Below are 17,561 nucleotides of genomic sequence, written 5' to 3'. Positions count from 1 at the left end.
CCGCGGAAAGCGCGCACCGGAACAGAAAGCAACCGTTCCATCGCCTTATTTTATCAACTTTTGAGATAAAATATGAGAAAAATACTTGACTGCGCATAAGAAAGCATCCGCCTAGAGCGAAATGATTAGTGAAACTGACAATTATTGAAAATAAAAAATCCGGTCCATTTCAAATGGGCCGGATTTCTTTGATTTATTTTTTATTTTTCCGAAACGATTTCAGCTTCTCGTAAATACCGGCATACTTTTTCTCTTCGCCGGCAATGACCGGCTTGTAGAATTCCGTCTTCTGCACTTCTTTCGGCAAGTAGTCCTGATCCGCCCAGCCGCCGAACGATCCGATCGGTGTATCATGAGGGTACTTGTAGCCGCCGTGGCCCAGTTCGGCACTGCCGGCATAATGCGTATCGCGGAGGTGCATCGGAATGTCGCCGGCCAACCCCTTGTTGATGGCGGCTGTTGCGGCGTCTATCGCTTTATAGGCTGAATTGGATTTCTCAGACAGGCACATTTCGGCAACGGCCTGCGCCAGCGGAATGCGTGCTTCCGGCAGCCCGAGGCGGTCAGCCGCCTGGCACGCTGCAAGGACATGCGGGCCGACAGATGGACTGGCGAGGCCGATGTCTTCGTAGGCCATGACCAGCAGGCGGCGGGTCACCGCGGTCAGGTCGCCGTTCTCCAAAAGATGCGCAAGGTAATACATTGCCGCGTTGATGTCGCTGCCGCGCACGGATTTCTGAAGAGCCGACAACAGGTTGAAGAAATGGGACCCTTTTTTGTCGCCAAACACGCCGACGCGTTTGATCATCTGTTCGATCATCTGATCTTCGACAAGGTATTTGCCGTCTTCTTCATCCGATGCGATCACGATCGATTCGAGCATGGTCAACGCTTTGCGGGCATCTCCGTTCGTGCCTTCTGCAATGCGTTCCACCTGTGCCGGAGAAATAACGATTTCTTCCCGGCCCAACCCGCGTTTCGGATCCTTCAATGCCGACTGCAGCAAACTGACGATGTCTTCGTGGGTCAGCCGCTTCAATTGCTTGATTTCCCCGCAGCGGGAGCGGATGGCCGGGTTGACGTCGTGGAACGGGTTTTCTGTCGTTGCGCCGATCAGGACGATCGAGCCGCTTTCGACATGCGGAAGCAGGGCATCCTGCTGGAGTTTATTGAAACGATGGATTTCATCAAGGAATAGAAGGACTTTCCCGGTCACACGCGCTTCCTTGACAACGTCCTCGACGTCTTTCTTGCCGGAGGTTGTCGCATTCAATGCGATGAACGGCAGATTCGACGTGCCGGCGATGGCATGGGCAATCGACGTCTTGCCGATGCCGGGCTCGCCGTAAAGCAGCATGGACGGCACATGGCCGTTCTGAATCATTTTATATAACGCGGTATGCGGGCCGATGACATCCTGCTGTCCGACGACTTCATCGATGGTGCGCGGCCGCATGCGAAAAGCCAAAGGTTCGTTCTGCAATGAAAAATCTCCTCTCGTACATCACTTTCATCAGTATATCGTGATGTGTTTCAAAAGTCATTGCAAGTCCATGGGGCTGATTTATGCTATACTTTCTTAAGAATAATGGAATCTGACTCAGAGGTGTGTTTATGAAAATTTCAACTAAAGGACGATACGGCCTGACCATCATCATCGCGTTGGGCAAAGAATACGGGGAAGGTCCGCTGCCGCTGCGCAAAATTGCCGCAGAGCACGATCTTTCCGAAGCCTATCTGGAACAATTGGTGGCACCGCTGCGCAACGCCGGATTGGTGAAAAGTGTCCGCGGCGCTTACGGGGGCTATATGCTGTCGCGCCATCCGAAAGAAATATCAGCGGGCGATGTGATCCGTGTGCTGGAAGGGCCGATTCAGCCTGTCGAGGGCATTGAAGATGAAGACCAGCCGCAGCGCGAACTGTGGATCCGCATTCGGGACGCAGTGAAAAATGTGCTGGATACGACCACGATCGAAGATCTGGCAAACCAGCAGGAATCGACTACTGAAAATTACATGTTCTATATATAGAGGAGTTTTAACGATGAATCGAATTTATCTTGACCATGCGGCCACTTCTCCGGTGCACCCGGAAGTGGTCGAATTGTTTTCCAAAAGATTGGCGGAAGTGTACGGCAACCCGTCAAGCATCCACGGAGCAGGCCGGGAAGCACGCAAGGTTCTCGATGAAGCCCGCAGCGTATTGGCGAAGAGCATTCATGCGGACGATCCGGAAATCATTTTCACAAGCGGCGGAACCGAATCCGATAATCTCGCCATTTTTGGGACTGCGCTGAAAAAGGACGGCAGGCACATCATCACATCGCAGGTGGAACATCACGCCGTTTTACATGCCTGCCGCAAACTGGAACAGGACGGCTATGAAGTCACTTACCTGCCGGTTGACACCAATGGCCATGTGAAGCCGGATGACGTGAAAAAAGCGCTGAGAAACGATACAATTCTTGTGACGATTATGCTGGGGAACAACGAAGTCGGGACAGTGCAGCCGATTGCTGAAATCGGCGCAATCCTGGAAGGGACGGACACGGTCTTCCATACTGATGCAGTCCAGGCTTACGGCGTTCTGCCGATTGATGTCAACGAATTGAATGTCGATTTATTGTCCGTATCGGCGCATAAGCTGAACGGGCCTAAAGGCGTCGGGTTCCTTTACCAGCGCAAAGGCATCCCTTTGGCGCCATTGAGTTTTGGCGGCGAACAGGAACGCAAGCGCCGGGCGGGAACGGAAAATGTGCCCGCAATCAGCGCTTTTGCAAAAGCTGTTTCCATTTCTATGGAGTCGAGAGAAGAAAAAGCGGCCGAATACGGCCAGTACAAAGAAATGTTCAAAAAGATACTTGATGATGCGGGTGTTGAATATAAAGAAAATGGCAGTAAGCAATTGCCGCATATCCTCAATTTGAGCATCAAAGGGATCGACATCGAATCGTTCCTGGTGAATCTGGACATTGCCGGAATTTCCGCTTCGAGCGGTTCGGCCTGCACAGCGGGTTCAATCGACCCTTCCCATGTGTTGGTGGCGATGTACGGCGAACAGGCAGAAGAGAGCCGCAATTCGATCCGTTTCAGTTTCGGCCACGGTTTGACTGTGGAGCAGATCCAACAAGCGGCTGAAAAAACAGCCCAAATCAGCAAGCGCCTGGCGCTAAAGTGAAAAGGTGATTAATATGACAGAAAAAACTCCGCAGGATACGCGGGTTGTTGTCGGCATGTCCGGAGGGGTCGACTCTTCGGTGGCCGCTTATTTATTGAAGGAACAGGGCTATGATGTGATTGGCATTTTCATGAAAAACTGGGACGACACCGATGAAAATGGCGTCTGCACGGCAACGGAAGATTACGAAGACGTCATCCGGGTGTGCAACCAGATCGGCATTCCGTATTATGCCGTCAATTTCGAAAAACAATACTGGGATAAGGTTTTCACTTATTTCCTGGACGAATACAAAGCCGGCCGAACGCCGAATCCGGATGTGATGTGCAACAAGGAAATTAAATTCAAAGCATTCCTGGAGCACGCGCTCAGCCTTGGCGCCGATTATTTGGCGACGGGCCATTACGCACAGGTCGAACGCACAGAAAACGGTGAAACGAAGATGCTGCGCGGCAAGGATAACAATAAAGACCAAACCTATTTCCTGAACCAATTGGACCAGGAGCAATTATCAAAAGTGATGTTCCCGATTGGCCATATGGAAAAGAAGCGAGTGCGTGAAATCGCACTCGAAGCCGGCCTTGCAACAGCCACGAAGAAAGATTCCACAGGGATCTGTTTCATCGGCGAACGCAATTTCAAGGAATTCCTGGGCCAGTATCTTCCGGCACAACCGGGTTCCATGGAAACGTTGGAAGGCGTGAAAATGGGCGCACACGACGGATTGATGTATTACACGATCGGCCAACGCCAGGGTCTTGGCATCGGCGGAGCAGGCGATCCGTGGTTCGTTATCGGCAAGGACCTTGACCGCAATATCCTTTACGTCGGCCAGAACTTCCACCATGATGCGTTATATTCCGACAGCTTAAGCGCAGTGAATCTGAGCTTTACGTCAAACATCCCACCGGCGGAAAAATTCGATTGCACGGCCAAATTCCGCTACCGGCAGGAAGACACGGGCGTAACGGTGGAGATGAAAGACGGCGAAGCGATCGTCACATTCCACGAACCGGTTCGGGCCATCACGCCGGGCCAGGCAGTCGTTTTCTATGACGGAGATGAGTGCCTTGGCGGCGGAACAATCGACAAAGTGTTTAAAAAAGGCGCACGCCTTGAATACGTAGGGTAATGGGAGAGATTCGGATGAATTACAACGAAATCGGTATCCAGGCCATTCAGGATGGAAAAACCGAAGAAGCAGTACAGGCATTTACAAAAGCAATCGAACAGGAGCCGGAAAACCCGCTTGGCTACATCAATTTCGGACACGTTTTGACGTCGATGGAAGAAACCGGGCGTGCCGAACGCTTTTTCCAAAAAGCGATCACGCTGGATGAGACGTCGGCAACCGCTTATTACGGGCTGGCAAATCTCTATTTCAACGCGGAACGCTTCGAGGAAGCTTTAAAGCTTTACGAAAAAGCGGTGCAGTATCAACTGGAGGGCGCGGACGCCCACTTCATGATCGGCAAGTGCCTGGACCGGCTCGGCCAGTCCAAGTTGGCACTGCCTTATCTGCAGCGCGCGGTGGAACTGGATGAAACCGATGTCGCTGCGCGGATGAGCTATGGCGTCAGCCTGGCATCGCTGGAATTATTCGAGTTGGCGGAACCGCAATTCATCAAAGTGCTCGAAATGCAGCCGGACCATTCGGATGCCCATTATAATCTGGGTGTGCTTTATGCTGTTTCGACCGACCGCACGGCAGATGCCATGCACCATCTCGAACAAGCTTTTACGCTCGACGAAGAAAATGAAATGGCACGCTATGCCTATGATATGATTAAAACAAATCTGCAATAACCACAGGAAAGGGGAACGATCGGCATGACAGGACAAATTGATTTATTCCAGGAAGAAACGCAATTTGTGCTGGGTCGGCCGGTCGTTTCAATTTTTCATAACCCCCAAAATCTTTTCACTATCGCAAAAGTGAAAATCCAACAGACCAACACCTCCTATACAGAAAAAGAAATCATCGTTTCGGGCTATTTCCCGGAGCTTTCAATGGAAGAGGAATACCGTTTTACGGGAGCGGTGAAAAACCATCCGCGCTACGGCATCCAATTCCAGGTGGAGACATTCTCAAAAGAAGTGCCGGAAACGGAACAGGGCATCATCCATTACCTGTCGAGCGATATGTTCAACGGCATCGGCCGCAAGACGGCGGAAACCATTGTCAAAAAATTGGGCAAGAACGCCATCAAGAAAATTCTCGAAGACCCCGAAGCGCTTGATGTGGTGCCGCGGTTGTCCAACGAGAAGAAAGACACGATCCGCTCGACGCTGCAGATGAACCTGGGACTCGAACGGGTGATGATCCAACTGAATGACTGGGGATTCGGTCCGCAGGTGGGCATGCGCATTTTCCAGGCGTACCGCGATGAGACGATTGATATCCTGACGAATAATCCTTTCCGCCTCATTGAGGAAATTGACGGCATCGGATTTCAGCGCGCAGATGAACTCGGCGCGAAACTTGGCTTGACCGGCAGCCATCCGGACCGCATCAAAGCCTCGATCCTGCATTTATTGAATCAGGCGTCGTTGTCGGAAGGGCATGTCTATGTCGATGCGAAAACCTTAATACCGCAAGTAAAGGAAATGCTCGAGGCCCGGCAGCAGGAAGAAATTTCGATTGATGCGATTTCCAAAGCCGCCATCGAGTTGAATGAAGAATCAAAAGTCGCGGGGGAAGAAACGCGCCTTTATTTGCCGTCGCTGTATTATTCGGAAGTCGGCATCGCGACCAAGCTGGAGACCCTGCTGGCGACTCAGGAGAACCGGGACGGCTTTCCGTCGTCCGAAGTCCGGAAAGCGCTCGGGGAAGCGGAGGAGCGGCTCGGCGTCAATTATGCCGAAACGCAGGTGCAGGCCATCGAATCCAGCATCAATTCGTCCGTCATGATCCTGACAGGCGGCCCCGGTACCGGCAAGACAACCGTCGTCCGCGGACTGGTCGAAGTTTATGCAGAACTGCACGGACTGTCGCTTGACCCGAAAGATTATGCCAAGAAAAAAGAACCGTTCCCGATCATCCTGGCCGCACCGACAGGACGCGCCGCGAAACGCTTGAGTGAATCGACCGACTTGCCCGCAATGACGATCCACCGGCTGCTCGGCTTTAACGGACAGGAGCGGGAAGAGGAAACGGAAAAAGAGATTGAAGGCAAACTGATCATCATCGACGAGATGTCGATGGTCGATACGTGGCTTGCCCATCAATTGCTGAAAGCAGTGCCGGATGACGCCCAGATTATTTTTGTGGGTGACCAGGACCAGCTTCCGCCGGTCGGACCGGGGCAAGTGCTGCGGGACCTTCTCGAATCCGAACGTATTCCGACAGTCGAGCTGACGGATATCTACCGTCAGACTTCCGGGTCTTCAATCATTGAACTCGCACACCAGATGAAAAATGGGCAACTGCCGGTGGACATCACGGCTAAAACGGCTGACCGCTCATTCATCAAAGCCGGAGCTGAACAAATACCGGAAGTCGTTGAAAAAGTGGTTAAAAGCGCACTTGCCAAAGGCCACCATATCAAAGACATCCAGGTGCTGGCTCCGATGTACAAAGGGCCGGCGGGAATTGACGCTTTGAACAAGCTGATCCAGCAAATGGTCAATCCGAATCCGGACGGCAAGCGCAAGGAGCTTGTTTTCGGGGACATCACCTACCGCATCAACGACAAAGTGCTGCAGCTCATCAATCAGCCGGAGAGCAATGTGTTCAATGGTGACATGGGCGAAGTCGTGGCCATCATGAAAGCGAGTGAGAAGGTCGAGAAGCAGGACGTTCTGGTCGTGTCGTTCGACGGCATCGAAGTGACCTACCAGCGCAGCGACCTGAATCAGCTGACACTGGCCTATTGCTGTTCAATCCACAAGTCCCAGGGGTCGGAATTTCCGACCGTCATCATGCCGGTGGTCCGCGGCTATATGAAGATGCTGCGCCGCAATCTGCTCTATACCGGCATTACCCGCAGCAAGGACTTCTTGATCCTCTGTGGCGATCCCGGCGTATTCCGCTATGGCGTCGAACGAACGGATGACACAAAACGCATGACGACGCTGAGGGACCGGCTGTCGCTGGCGGACAAAAAAGCGGATGGCAATAAAACCGAAGAACCCGTCGCCAAGACGAAACAGGATCCCGAGCCGCAGATTCTCATGACGGAAGACGCGCCAGCTGAAACCAGCGAACCGGCAGCATTGACGAACGACAACGTCCATGCCATCCATCCGCTGATCGGCATGAAAGGCGTGACGCCGCGCGACTTTATCGAGTCTTAAGAAAAGCGAAAGCGCCCGTTAAGCTCTGACAGCATAAGACATATCAGCGAAGTGGCCTTGGCCGCGCAGCTGATTTGTCTTATGACCCGAAGAGCTGGGCCGCTGGAGTCTGGACAGTTTTAAAAGGCCATTGTTGACAGGGCACAATTATTTTCCTATAATTCAACTTATACAGATATTGAAAACGTTGATGGAGAAAGTATAGGATAACATCCGTCCAGAAATAGGTTCCCCGGCTGAAAGGACCTTCGTGATGATATTTTAGAAAGCTACTCCTGAGTGCAGCCAATCACTGCCGTAAAGCCGCGTTAAGGCGCCAATGAGAGACACGGAAGCTTTTTTCCGTGTAATTAGGGTGGTACCGCGAATAGATAGCCTTCGTCCCTTGCGTTTACGCAAGGGATGGAGGCTATTTTTTATATCCATCAGAAATATTATAAGTTTGTTCATAACCAGATGAAGTCACTCCAGGTGAACGCTTTCCGCGGGGAGCGGCCTGAGCCTCCTCGTTCGCTTTGCTCTCTGCGGGGTCTCAGGACTCGCTCTTTTTCCCGCAGGAGTCGCCACCTTCCGCTCCTTCATCTTAAAAATTGCACCCAGATATGTAGCGAAACAGCGAAGACGCCCAGGGGAGCAACGCTCTTTCATGTCTCGAAGCTAGCGAAGCGATGCAGAGACAGAACTGGAGTTGGCTTTCCAACTCCAGTTCGAGCGAAGTGCTGAGATCCACTCGGACGAAGTGAAACGAGACCGAGTTAGCTCAGCGCAAGCCCCCAGGCAAGCGAAGCTGTTTTGCGGAGTATCGGTAACCAATTACAAATTAGCTACTAGGAGGAAAAAACATGAAGAATTTAAAAGCAGAAGAAATCAGACAGCTTTATTTGGACTTTTTCAAAGAAAAAGGCCATGACCAGGAGCCGAGTGCTCCACTGGTGCCGTTCGAAGATCCGTCATTACTCTGGATCAACAGCGGTGTCGCGACGTTGAAAAAATATTTTGACGGCCGCGTCATCCCAAAAAACCCGCGCATCGTCAACGCGCAAAAATCAATCCGTACAAATGACATCGAAAACGTCGGCGTGACTGCCCGCCACCATACCTTCTTTGAAATGCTCGGCAATTTCTCGATCGGTGAATACTTCAAAAAAGAAGCGATCCACTGGGCATGGGAATTCCTCACAGACGAAAACTGGATCGGATTCGACCCTGAACTGCTGTCGGTAACAGTCCATCCGGAAGACGAAGAAGCATACGGTATCTGGCTCAACGAAGTCGGTGTGCCGGCTGAACGCATTATCCGTCTGGAAGGGAATTTCTGGGATATCGGAGAAGGCCCAAGTGGTCCGAACTCGGAAATTTTCTACGACCGCGGGGAAAGCTACGGCAACGATTCGAGCGATCCTGAATTGTACCCGGGCGGCGAAAATGACCGTTACCTGGAAATCTGGAATCTTGTGTTTTCCCAGTTCAACCATAATGCGGACCATACCTACACGCCGCTGCCAAAGCAGAATATCGATACAGGGATGGGACTTGAACGGATGGCATGCGTTGTCCAGGACGTACCGACCAATTTCGATACCGATCTGTTTATGCCGATCATCCGTAAAACAGAAGAGATTTCCGGTAAAAAGTACGGCGAAGATGCAGAAAGCGATCTTGCTTTCAAAGTGATTGCCGACCACGTCCGGACCGTGGCGTTTGCAATCGGCGACGGAGCTTTGCCGTCCAATGAAGGGCGCGGCTATGTGCTGCGCAGACTTCTGCGCCGCGCAGTCCGCTACGCGAAGAAATTGGGCGTGGAGAAACCGTTCTTGTTCCAATTGGTGCCGATTGTCGGAGATATCATGAAATCGTTCTATCCGGAAGTGAGCGACAAGCAAGACTTTATCATCCGGGTGATGAAACTGGAGGAAGAACGCTTCCATGAAACCTTGAATGAAGGACTTGCCATTCTATCCACCGTTACGGATAAGCAAAAAGCTGCGGGAAGCACCCAAATTCCGGGAGAAGATGCGTTCCGTCTTTACGACACATATGGGTTCCCGATTGAACTGACACAGGAATATGCGGAAGAGGCCGGGATGACTGTCGACCAGCAAGGCTTTGAAAGCGCGATGAAAGCCCAGCGCGACCGGGCTCGAAGCGCACGCCAAAGTGTCAATTCGATGCAGACCCAATCAGAGGTTCTCGGCAGCATCAAAGAACCGAGTGAATTTATCGGTTACACAGATACGGTTGCTGAAGCGAATGTCCTGTTCATCATAAAAGACGGGGAGCTTGTCGACCACGCACAGGAAGGCGAAGAGGTGCAGGTAATTCTGGACCAGACGCCATTCTATGCGGAAAGCGGCGGGCAGATTGCCGACCACGGCATCCTGCGCAACGATTTCATGCAGGCATTTGTGCTGGACGTCAAAAAAGCGCCGAATGGCCAGAATCTCCATTCTGTCCGGATTGATTCCGGGGAATTGACGAAATCGGTTGTCGAGGCGAAAGTCGATATGGCAGAGCGGAGCCATACGGTGAAAAACCATACAGCGACGCATCTCCTGCACCAGGCGTTAAAGGATGTTCTGGGCAGCCACGTCAACCAGGCGGGCTCTTATGTGGGCCCTGACCGCCTCCGTTTTGACTTTTCCCATTTCGGCCAGGTAACAGCGGAAGAGCTCGTGCAGATCGAAAAGCTCGTCAACAATAAAATCTGGGACAGCATCGCAGTTGCCACCGGCTTCCACAATCTTCAGGAAGCAAAAGACATGGGGGCAATGGCTCTGTTTGGTGAAAAATACGGTGACGTAGTGCGCGTTGTCGAAATCGGCGGCTATTCACTGGAATTGTGCGGCGGCGTCCATGTCGGCAACACAGCCGAAATCGGCCTGTTCAAAATCGTTTCGGAAAGCGGCATCGGTGCAGGCATCCGCCGCATTGAAGCGTTGACCGGCAAAGGCGCATATGAAAGCCTGAAAAACAGCGAGGAAATATTGGAAGAAACAGCTTCCCTGTTGAAATCGAATCCGAAGGATCTTGTCCAAAAAACCCATTCGTTCCTGGCTGACCTGAAAGCCCTGCAGCGTGAAAACGAATCGCTGATGGCGAAAATCTCCAACGCACAATCCGCCGGCATTCTTGAATCGGTGAAAACTGTTGGAGACGTTCAGGTGTTGGCTGCCCGCGTTGAAGCGAAGGATAATAACCAATTGCGCCAGATGTTGGATGACCTGAAAGGGAAATTGGAAAATGCAGTAATTGTTCTGGGGGCAGTCGACGGCGACAAAGTCATGCTTGCGGCTGGTGTTTCCAAAGAATTGGCCGGCGGTGACTATCACGCAGGCCAAATCGTCAAACACGTTGCAGAACAATGCGGCGGAAAAGGCGGCGGCCGTCCGGACATGGCGATGGCGGGTGCCAAAGAGCCCGGCAAATTGGACGCTGCACTGGAGTCTGTCTACGACTTAGTCAAATAGGTTTAATAAATGCCGGATATCGTATATAATGGAAAACAGGCAGCGGAAAAGGTTTTACCTATTTCAATCCGAAAGCGAGGTGCTTGTCGTGAGTTCATTCGATCGCACTATGAAGTTTGATTCGTCTGATGAATCGATGGAGCAAGATGTTAAACGAGTGATGCTGGAAGTTCATGCATCCTTGGAAGAAAAAGGCTATAACCCGATAAATCAGATTGTAGGCTATCTTTTATCAGGTGACCCGGCTTATATTCCTCGCCATCAGGATGCAAGGAACAAAATACGCAAACTTGAACGTGATGAAATCCTTGAAGAGCTTGTGAAATTCTATATCAAAAAGAATAATGAGGAATAATTTATGAGAATTATGGGACTGGATGTAGGTTCTAAAACAGTCGGCGTCGCCATGAGCGACGCCTTCGGCTGGACGGCTCAGGGCATCGAAACCGTCAAAATCAATGAGGCGATCGAAGAATTCGGACTTGCCCGCCTTGGCGAACTGATCAGCCAGTACGAGGTTTCAGAAATTGTGGTCGGCTATCCGAAGAATATGAATAATTCCATCGGGCCACGGGCCGAAGCATCAGAAAGATTTGCAGCTTTGCTGAAAGAAGCGTATGCTATACCAGTGGTTTTATGGGATGAACGTCTTACGACAGCGGCAGCGGAAAAGATGCTGATCTCCGCGGATGTCAGCCGGAAGAACCGCAAAAAAGTGATCGACAAGATGGCTGCAGTCATGATTCTGCAAGGCTATCTTGATTTTAAAAAATGATGAGGTGACGACAATGGAACACGGACAAGAACATATTACAGTCGTTGATGAAAACGGCAACGAGCAGTTATTCGAAGTTTTGTTTACATTTGAATCAGAAGAATTCGGAAAATCATATGTATTGTATTTCCCGGTAGGCGCTGAAGAAGATGAAGAAGGCGAAATCGAAATTCAGGCATCTTCATTCACTGAAAGCACGGACGCTGACGGAAAAGTTGACGGCGGCGATCTATTGCCGGTTGAAACGGACGCTGAATGGGACATGATCGAAGAAATGCTTAATGCTTTCCTTGCTGAAGAAGAGGAAAACGAAGAGCTTTAATCACGGGAAGGCGGAATTGAATTCAAATTCCGCCTTTTTCTTTTGCACAGCTTTCTTGTATAATAGTAGAGAATAGTTAAGGGGGGGAACCCGTGGAAAACAAGTCGAAAATAGATATCATGTTTGACCGCATGAAAGAGAAGAAAAAAGAAGTGAAAGTGGTGCGCCGGATCGTCTTTGTTATCGCTCTCTTTCTATTGATAGGTGCTGTTGTGCTGGGCTATCAGGGCTATACTTACGTGACCTCGGCACTGGAGCCGGTAGATCCGGATTCCGATGAAGTCGTGGAAATCGAAGTGCCGATCGGCTCGAATCTGGACAGCATTTCTGCATTGCTTGAAGAGAACGGAATCATAGAAGATGCCCGTGTCTATAAATATTATGTGAAATTCAACAACGAATCGGAATTTCAGGCAGGAACCTATGGCTTGCTGCCTTCCATGACTTTGGATGAAATCACCCAAAGCCTGAAAACCGGGAAGGTTTACCGTGAACCTTTGTTTACCATCAATTTTCCCGAAGGTCTGACACTCGAGCAGATCGCTGAAAATGTCATTGCTGAAAAGACCGACCATTCAGCTGAAGATTTCATGGCAAAAGTCACGGAGGAGGCATATATCGATAATTTGATGGCCAGCTACCCCGATCTTTTGACAGAGGAAATCAAAGGCGAAAATGTCAGGTATGCCCTCGAAGGCTACCTGTTCCCTGCAACCTATCCGTTTTATGAAGAGGACCCGTCGCTGGAACTGATCATAGAACAGATGCTGGATGCAACGCAGGCGAATATCGCTCCGTATTCGGTGATTCTGGAAGAGCAGGGGAAAACGCCTCATTGGCTGCTGACATTTGCGTCGTTGCTTGAAGAGGAAGCCACTGCAAAATCTGACCGCCAGGTAATCTCCAGCGTGTTCTATAACCGGATGGATCAGGATATGCCACTGCAGACTGACCCGACGGTTATCTATGCAATGGGTGAACACCGCGACCGGCTGTTCAACGAAGATTATAAATTCGAGCATCCATACAGCACATATGTGAACAAAGGGTTGCCGCCTGGTCCGATTGCCAGTGCCGGCGCATCATCCATTGAAGCGGTGCTGGACCCTGCGGAGACGGAGTATCTTTACTTCCTTGCCGATTCGGAAGGGACCAACCATTTCTCTGTGACATATGAAGAACATTTAGCCAAACGCGATCAATATATCGGAAACTAAGAACCGCAAAAATACCTGCCGGGAATGCTTTTTGTGTGTCGATGCAGGTGAACCGGCTCAAGACTTGAAAAGCTTAGCGTGTGTGGGAATGGACAGTACCACTCTCACGCCGAAAGCCATTCAGGCTGAAAATATTATATTTTCTTATGCACAAAAAAAACAAGAAGGAGGCGACCTCGCATTCCTTCTTGTTTTATGTTATTATTTGGAGGAATTTTGGCTGTTTCAAAAAGGGGCTTCTCACTATGCACAACGATCAGTTTGATAAGACAATTCTGGCGATGAAAAAATACGCCCAGGAACAGCACGTGCCAATTATGGAAGATGAGGGCATCAGCTTCTTGACATCTCTCCTGGTGGAACAGAAACCGGAAAGCATTCTTGAAATCGGTGCTGCCATCGGGTTTTCCGCTTTGAAAATGGTGCGGGCTCTGCCGGAAGTGCGGCTGGATACAATTGAACGAGATGATGTCCGCTTTGAAAAAGCGGTCGAATTCATCCGGGATTCCGGTTATCAGGAACGAATCCGTATTTTTCAGGCAGATGCACTCGAAATGGATGTCAGCTTACTCGAAAATGGCTATGACGCAATATTCATCGATGCGGCAAAAGGGCAATACGAACGTTTTTTTGAAAAGTACGAAGTTTTGCTAAACAGCGGTGGGGTTATATATTGTGATAATATGCATATGCACGGCATGGCCGCAGTTCCGCTTTCAGAAATTCCAAAGAGAAAGCGCACGATGATCCGCAACCTGAGCAAATTCAGGGACCGGATGCTCGACCATGCCGATTATGAGTCGAAGCTTCTCCAAATAGGGGATGGCATCATGGTTTGCAAAAAGCGGGAAAAATAATGTTAAGATGCAAGGAGCAGTTATTCATGTCAAAAAACAGACCGGTCGTAATCGGTATTGCCGGAGGTTCGGGTTCCGGCAAGACGAGTGTCACAAATTCCATCTATGAAGTATTCAAAGAGCATTCAGTAGTGGTTATCGAACAGGATTATTACTATAAAGACCAGAGCCATTTGGCCTTCGAAGAGCGTCTGGCAACAAACTACGATCATCCGTTGGCCTTTGATACGGATTTGCTGATAGAACATATCAATGAATTGCTTGAGCGCAGACCGATTGAAAAACCGGTCTATAACTATGCCATTCATACACGTGCAGAAGAGACCATCCTTATTGAACCAAAAGATGTAATCATACTTGAAGGAATATTGGTCCTTGAAGACAAGCGCCTCCGGGATCTGATGGACATCAAATTGTTTGTCGATACAGACGGCGATTTGCGGATCATCCGCCGTCTGCTGCGGGACATCAATGAACGCGGACGCACCATCGACTCGGTCATCGATCAATATTTGAATGTTGTGCGTCCGATGCACAACCAATTCATCGAACCGACAAAGCGCTACGCTGATGTGATCATCCCCGAAGGCGGCCAAAACGAAGTCGCAATCGACTTGATGGTTACAAAGATTAAAACAATTCTTGAATAGATTGGTAAATTATACTATGATGAGACAAGACTGACGGACTTTTCAAAAATCTCTAGTCAGCAGTTGAAGGAGTGGGGAACAATGGCTAACGAAAAACAATTTCCGATGACAGCTGCAGGAAAGCAGAAGTTGGAGGACGAACTGGATTTCTTGAAAACAATCAAACGCAAAGAAGTGGTTGAACGGATTAAAGTTGCCCGGGATTTCGGTGATTTGTCCGAGAACGCTGAATATGATTCAGCCAAAGAAGATCAGGCGTTTGTTGAGGGACGCATTTCAACGTTAGAATCAATGATCCGCAATGCGGTGATTATAAATGCAAATGATTTGAGCAACGATACCGTACGACTTGGAACGACCGTGACATTCGTGGAAGTACCGGACGGCGACAAAGAATCGTACACTATTGTTGGTTCTGCAGAAGCGGATCCTCTTGAAGGACGCATCTCGAACGACTCTCCCATTGCAAAAAGCATGATCGGCCGCACAACCGGTGAGCGTGTGAAAGTATTGACTCCCGGCGGGGAAATGGAAATCGAAATCGTTTCCATTACGTAATTCCTTCAGCCATTCTTTCAAAGGATGGCTGTTTTTAAATGGGCCGGTTTGTAAGGCAGCCGCGTTATATCTTTTATTACAGGAAAACCGCTTTCCGGCCACTGAGGTAACATTGTGTTTTACAATGACACAGAAATTTATCATGAAAGTTAAATTTGTCACATGAAATTATGATAGAATATCAAAGAAGGGGAGGCTGCAACTATGTCTGAAAATAAAAAACCTTATCCCTCTCGTGTAAATAAAAAGAACCGTTCCACTAACAATTCAATACTGAATGTAATGATCGGACTTGTATTTGCATTAATTCTTATCGTGGGAGCATTTATATTCCTTGGACAAACCGATAACACGGATAATGCCCAGGAACCGGAATCTGTGCAGATTTCCACAGCTACAGATAATGAAGCGAGTGAAGAGGGTAACGTCGAAGAAGAAGAGGCTGAAAATGCCGAAGACCAAACCGGTGGCGAAGAAGACCAGGCTGCTGAAGAAGAACAAGCGGATGAAGAATCCGAACAAGCAGAAAAAGATAAAGCAGAAGAAAAAGAAGAAGAAAAAGACAAAAACAAAGACAAAGAAGCTGAAGAAGGAGGCTCAGTAACCGGCGGTACAATTACCCGCCAGGAGTCGAATGATCCGGTCGTCAAAGAAACCATCATCAACACAAGCTGGGAACCGGTCGGAACGAGCCAAAGCGGTGAACATGTCTCTGTATATGACACCAATTCCGTGGACTGGCAGGAAAAGCTTGAGGCTATCACTTATGCAACCGGACTCGCAGAAAGCGATATGTACGTCATGCATATAGGCAACGGCGGCGGCCCGCAAAAATCCATCGGTACGGTCCAATCAAAGGATATGTCCGAAAAATACCGTGTGCATTTGGAATGGGTTGAAAAAGAAGGTTGGAAACCTGTTAAGATGGATATACTGAATACTGTAGAAGGCGCTTATTAAAACAGCGTCTTTTTTTCTGAGCTGCAAGCCTTTCAGTGAAGATATTCAAAGGAACTAATATATGATTTTTCTTATGAGTTGAATTAAAATCATAGAAGCCGATATTCCGCAAAACAGCTTCGAAGACAGTAAGCCGACGCATGCGAGGCTAAGTCTTTGCGACGAAGCAGCGCAGCGATGCAGGAGCATGGTTATTTAACCCTCTCTCCAGGCGTCTGCGCTGTTTTGCTCCATATCTAAAAGTGTACCTCAGCGAAGGAGCGCGGCCGGACGAAGCGGAGCAATAAGACGAGTGTTCTTCTCGGCTTATTGTGTGAGCTTAGTCCAAAGCGACGAAGCGGCAAATTTCCGCTGATTGTTTAATTCAACAAATATAAAGTGATTACTTTATTGCCTGCTGGCCAGGTAATATTTTCAAAGGAGACGGTGAATGATGAAAATTGGAATTATCGGTGCAATGGAAGAAGAAGTGGAATTGCTGCGCAGCAGCCTGGAGAACACCACAACAGAAGTTATCGCAAAGTGTGAATTCACAACCGGTACGTATCAGGGGCAGGAGATCGTCTTGTTGAAAAGTGGCATCGGCAAAGTCAATGCAGCGATGTCCACAACGATTCTGCTCCAGCATTACCAACCGGAACTGGTCATCAATACCGGATCAGCGGGTGGCTTTGATAAAGAGCTGGAAGTGGGATCCATCGTCATTTCCGATGAAGTGCGCCATCACGATGTCGACGTGACAGCATTCGGCTATGAAATGGGGCAGGTGCCGCAGATGCCCGCAGCATTCCACTCCAACCCTGAACTGGTGGAGCTGGCGGAAAAAGCAGTCAGGGAATTGGAAGAGCACCCCTATGCAGTCGGGCTGATTGCTACCGGTGACTCGTTCATGAATGATCCGGAGCGTGTCGAAATGGTGCGCAGCCATTTTCCGGATATGAAAGCTGCAGAAATGGAAGCAGCAGCTGTAGCGCAGGTATGCTATCAGTTCGATACGGCATTCGTCGTCATTCGTGCATTATCGGATATCGCCGGCAAAGAATCTTCTGTGTCGTTCGATGAATTTTTGCCGGTGGCTGCCGAACACTCAACAAAAATTGTTCTGCGCGTAGTCGAGCGCCTTGTATCAAGAGTGGAACGCTGAAAATGAAGAAAAATCGAGTAGGAGGGAGCGATTAACTCCCGACCTCTCACACCACCGTACGTACCGTTCGGTATACGGCGGTTCAATTAAGATGCATAACGCAAAGTTTCATAACGTGCTACCAGACTTTTGAGCCC

Annotated in this window: 16 protein-coding genes and 1 other annotated feature; of the genes, 15 read left to right on the top strand and 1 reads right to left on the bottom strand. The window is 49.6% G+C overall.

What is annotated here, in order from left to right; all coding sequences use genetic code 11:
- Positions 1-193 precede the first annotated feature (193 nt).
- On the bottom strand, positions 194-1,483 hold the full coding sequence (locus DIJ65_RS15400) for a replication-associated recombination protein A (RefSeq protein WP_117303661.1): 1,290 nt from the start codon (positions 1,481-1,483) through the stop codon (positions 194-196).
- Between the two features lie 131 nt (positions 1,484-1,614).
- Between DIJ65_RS15400 and cymR the strand changes: the two genes are divergently transcribed.
- From cymR to mtnN, 15 genes are all read left to right on the top strand, one after another.
- Positions 1,615-2,031: a cysteine metabolism transcriptional regulator CymR gene (gene cymR / locus DIJ65_RS15395; RefSeq protein WP_071151891.1), complete on the top strand. Its 417-nt coding sequence runs from the start codon at positions 1,615-1,617 to the stop codon at positions 2,029-2,031.
- 13 nt (positions 2,032-2,044) lie between these two features.
- Positions 2,045-3,178, top strand: coding sequence for a cysteine desulfurase family protein (locus DIJ65_RS15390; protein ID WP_117303659.1), 1,134 nt, complete (start codon positions 2,045-2,047; stop codon positions 3,176-3,178).
- 13 nt (positions 3,179-3,191) lie between these two features.
- Positions 3,192-4,310 carry a tRNA 2-thiouridine(34) synthase MnmA gene (gene mnmA / locus DIJ65_RS15385; protein WP_117303657.1) on the top strand — a complete coding sequence of 373 codons (1,119 nt, stop codon included), beginning with the start codon at positions 3,192-3,194 and terminating at the stop codon, positions 4,308-4,310.
- A gap of 14 nt (positions 4,311-4,324) precedes the next feature.
- Positions 4,325-4,984, top strand: coding sequence for a tetratricopeptide repeat protein (locus DIJ65_RS15380; RefSeq protein WP_185959574.1), 660 nt, complete (start codon positions 4,325-4,327; stop codon positions 4,982-4,984).
- A gap of 24 nt (positions 4,985-5,008) precedes the next feature.
- Positions 5,009-7,474, top strand: a complete 2,466-nt coding sequence (recD2, locus tag DIJ65_RS15375) for an SF1B family DNA helicase RecD2 (protein WP_117303653.1) — start codon at positions 5,009-5,011, stop codon at positions 7,472-7,474.
- A 178-nt stretch (positions 7,475-7,652) separates the two neighbouring features.
- Positions 7,653-7,863 (top strand) — a binding site (T-box leader).
- Positions 7,864-8,316: 453 nt separating this feature from the next.
- On the top strand, positions 8,317-10,941 hold the full coding sequence (gene alaS, locus DIJ65_RS15370) for an alanine--tRNA ligase (RefSeq protein ID WP_117303651.1): 2,625 nt from the start codon (positions 8,317-8,319) through the stop codon (positions 10,939-10,941).
- A gap of 88 nt (positions 10,942-11,029) precedes the next feature.
- Positions 11,030-11,296, top strand: coding sequence for an IreB family regulatory phosphoprotein (locus DIJ65_RS15365; protein WP_071151980.1), 267 nt, complete (start codon positions 11,030-11,032; stop codon positions 11,294-11,296).
- Between the two features lie 3 nt (positions 11,297-11,299).
- Positions 11,300-11,716, top strand: a complete 417-nt coding sequence (gene ruvX / locus DIJ65_RS15360; RefSeq protein WP_071151979.1) for a Holliday junction resolvase RuvX — start codon at positions 11,300-11,302, stop codon at positions 11,714-11,716.
- Between the two features lie 13 nt (positions 11,717-11,729).
- A complete protein-coding gene (locus tag DIJ65_RS15355; RefSeq protein ID WP_071151978.1) occupies positions 11,730-12,038 on the top strand; it encodes a DUF1292 domain-containing protein in 309 nt (102 codons plus the stop codon).
- A gap of 92 nt (positions 12,039-12,130) precedes the next feature.
- Positions 12,131-13,255, top strand: coding sequence for an endolytic transglycosylase MltG (gene mltG, locus DIJ65_RS15350; RefSeq protein WP_117303649.1), 1,125 nt, complete (start codon positions 12,131-12,133; stop codon positions 13,253-13,255).
- Between the two features lie 245 nt (positions 13,256-13,500).
- Positions 13,501-14,112 carry an O-methyltransferase gene (locus DIJ65_RS15345; RefSeq protein ID WP_117303647.1) on the top strand — a complete coding sequence of 204 codons (612 nt, stop codon included), beginning with the start codon at positions 13,501-13,503 and terminating at the stop codon, positions 14,110-14,112.
- A 26-nt stretch (positions 14,113-14,138) separates the two neighbouring features.
- Entirely contained in the window at positions 14,139-14,762 is a 624-nt protein-coding gene (gene udk / locus DIJ65_RS15340) for a uridine kinase (RefSeq protein WP_117303645.1), read from the top strand.
- Positions 14,763-14,843: 81 nt separating this feature from the next.
- The gene (gene greA / locus DIJ65_RS15335) at positions 14,844-15,320 is read left to right on the top strand and encodes a transcription elongation factor GreA (RefSeq protein ID WP_071151977.1); all 477 of its coding nucleotides are present in this window, start codon (positions 14,844-14,846) and stop codon (positions 15,318-15,320) included.
- A 204-nt stretch (positions 15,321-15,524) separates the two neighbouring features.
- Positions 15,525-16,280: a YrrS family protein gene (locus tag DIJ65_RS15330; RefSeq protein ID WP_071151976.1), complete on the top strand. Its 756-nt coding sequence runs from the start codon at positions 15,525-15,527 to the stop codon at positions 16,278-16,280.
- Positions 16,281-16,713: 433 nt separating this feature from the next.
- On the top strand, positions 16,714-17,424 hold the full coding sequence (mtnN, locus tag DIJ65_RS15325) for a 5'-methylthioadenosine/S-adenosylhomocysteine nucleosidase (protein ID WP_117303663.1): 711 nt from the start codon (positions 16,714-16,716) through the stop codon (positions 17,422-17,424).
- Positions 17,425-17,561: the final 137 nt, after the last annotated feature.

It is taken from the genome of Planococcus salinarum (genome assembly GCF_007004625.1).
In the GTDB taxonomy this organism is placed as follows: domain Bacteria; phylum Bacillota; class Bacilli; order Bacillales_A; family Planococcaceae; genus Planococcus; species Planococcus salinarum.
This window is presented reverse-complemented; position numbering and strand designations above follow the sequence as displayed.